Genomic DNA, 2,390 nt, shown 5'->3' with positions numbered 1-2,390 from the left:
CGCTCGCGACGATCCTGCGGATCAGCCGCACGCTGGCGGTGCCCGGGGCCGTCGTGGTCGGCCTGACCGGCGCCTACCAGGTCGTCGACGGCCCGTGGTCGCTCGCCGGCGATGCATGGCTGGCGGCCGGCGTCGCGCTCTACGTCGCGGTGTTTGCCACGGCGCTTGGCTACCTCGTCCCGTCGCTGCGGCGCGCGGAGGCCGAGGCGCGGCGGATGGCCGCGGCGGGGGAGACCGGCTTGTCGGACGCATACCTGGAGACCGTGCGCGGCCTCAAGCTCGCGGGCGCGGCGGTCGGCGCCGGCGTGCTGGCGATCGTGGCGCTCATGGAGCTCAAGCCGTTCTGATGGCCGAGGCGACGCTGATCGGCCTCGTCCGCGGCGGCTGGCTGGTGCTGACGTTCGCGATGCTCTTCTCGCGCTTCCTGTTCCAGGCGCGCGGCGCGGCGTGGATGCGCGCGTTCCTGGACGGATGGCAGGAGGGGACGGCCAAGCGCGCCTGGGGCGCGGTGACGCTCGCCTACGCGGCCGTCGTGGTGGTGGGAGCGCTGACGCTGGAGGGCGACCTGAGCACGCTCGAGTGGATCCTGCTCGGGCTGCTGCTGGCGGTGCTGCTCGCCGACGGGCTCGTCAACGTGCTCCCGGCGGGCTTCCGGACGTTCAAGGACTCCGTCCAGGAGGCGTGGGTCCGCCGCCGCGGTGCGGGCACGGCCGCGGCCGGCGACGAGCCGCCGCGGCAGGGCGGTGCCACTGCCACGCTGGACGGGCTGAAGACCTACGACCAGGCCGTCGTCCACGAGGACGGCGAGAGCCGCAGGACCGGCGCCGGCCTCTCCGAGATGGCCGTGGACGACGGCGGCACCCTGCAGACCTACTGCATCGACATGGACAACCCCACACAGCAGCAGGCGCGTTACGCGGAAACGCCCTGGAGTGCCACCTCCCTGCACGACAACCCGGACGCCGGCAAGATCCGATGGATACTTCAGCACTCCTACCCGCAGGTGAACGACCTGCAGGCGCTCGCGAAGTCGTCCGGCGCCGGCCGGCTCTCCCCGGCGACGGCGGCAGCCGGTACGCAGGTGGCGATATGGCGCTACACGGAGAACACAGGGCAGGCTGAGAGCGCTGAGAAGACCGGGAGCGCCGAGCACGACAAGGGCACCGACGGCGTCGGGGTGACGGCGGCCGACCCGGCCGCCGAGAAGCTCGCGGATCATCTCCAGCGGGCCGCCCGGAAGCTCGCCGAGCCCCAAGCGTCGCTCTCCCTCGACCCAGCTGGCGTCTCCGGTGCGGGCGGCGGCCGGCTGGGTCCGGTCACGGTGCGGACCACCGCGCCGAGCGTCGCCGTCTCTCCGGCCCCGGACGCCGCCTCGCGGGACGTACGGGTGGTGGGCAAGGACGGCAAGCCGGTGACCGCCGCGCGGGACGGTGCGCGGCTCTACTTCGACGTACCGGACAAGGACGAGCCCGCGTCGACCTCGCTGACGGTCCAGGCCGCCACCAAGATCCCGGTCGGGCGCGCCTTCACCGGCGTCGGGGCGGGCGCCACCAGCCAGACCCAGATACTCGCGGGGTCCAGCCAGTCCACGGTCTCCGCGACGGCGAGCGTCCACTGGGCGAAGGACGGCGCACTGCCCGCCGTCACCGCGGAGAAGAACTGCGTCAAGGGCGGTGTGGACGTCACCGTCGCCAACCCCGGTGACCGGCCCTTCCACTTCAAGATCGCGGACAAGGACCACGAGGTGGCCGGGGGCAGGACCAAAACGGTCACCGTGCCGGTCGCCGAGGATCAGCCGTACCGCATTTCCGTCACACCAGTCACCCCTGTCACCGGCCAGGACGGCTTCGCGGAGACCTTCACGGGCGTGCTGGACTGTGCGACCGCGAGTGCGGTGGACGGCAAGGACGACTCGGGAATCTCGCCGCAGTCGCGGACGGCCGCGGCGGGCGGCGCGCGGACCGGCGCCGCCGGTACGGGTGTCGTGGACGACGGCGGCGACCTCGCTCGGACCGGGGCCAGTAACACCCCGCTGATCCTCGGCATCGCGATCGGCCTGGTGCTGCTCGGTCTGGTGGCCGTGCTCGCGGTGCGCAAACGCACACCGGACAGCGGCGATCGGTAGCCACATGTGGTCGACCGGTCACGGGACGGATCCGCCCGGGCGGCCGCGGGCGACGGCCCCGTTTCCGGCTCGGGGGCGGTGTGCGGCAAGATGGGTCTGATACCCATGCGGCGCAGCCGCGATTCGAGACCTACAGATTGCCGGACGGTTCCTCTTGGCTGAGTACATCTACACCCTTCGCAAGGCGCGCAAGGCGCACGGCGACAAGGTGATCCTCGACGACGTCACCTTGAGCTTCCTGCCCGGCGCGAAGATCGGTGTCGTG

General features: G+C 72.3%; 2 protein-coding genes. Both read left to right on the top strand.

Going from position 1 to position 2,390, the window contains the following annotated elements; all coding sequences use genetic code 11:
• On the top strand, nt 1–347 hold a 347-nt coding region (locus ACRDP3_RS04950; RefSeq protein WP_431515575.1), incomplete at its 5' end, for a DUF2269 family protein.
• Nucleotides 347–2,125: a thioester domain-containing protein gene (locus ACRDP3_RS04945; RefSeq protein WP_431515574.1), complete on the top strand. Its 1,779-nt coding sequence runs from the start codon at nt 347–349 to the stop codon at nt 2,123–2,125. The genes ACRDP3_RS04950 and ACRDP3_RS04945, both read left to right, overlap by 1 nt.
• Nucleotides 2,126–2,390: the final 265 nt, after the last annotated feature.

The sequence above is a fragment of the Streptomyces sp. genome, from assembly GCF_050698815.1.
In the GTDB taxonomy this organism is placed as follows: Bacteria; Actinomycetota; Actinomycetes; order Streptomycetales; family Streptomycetaceae; genus Streptomyces.
Note: the sequence above shows the minus strand (reverse complement) of the source record. Positions and strands in the feature narration are given on the sequence as shown.

Excerpts from the sequence above, each read along its gene's own strand:
- ACRDP3_RS04945 (WP_431515574.1), top strand. The coding sequence starts at position 347 with ATGGCCGAGGCGACGCTGATCGGCCTCGTCCGCGGCGGCTGGCTGGTG.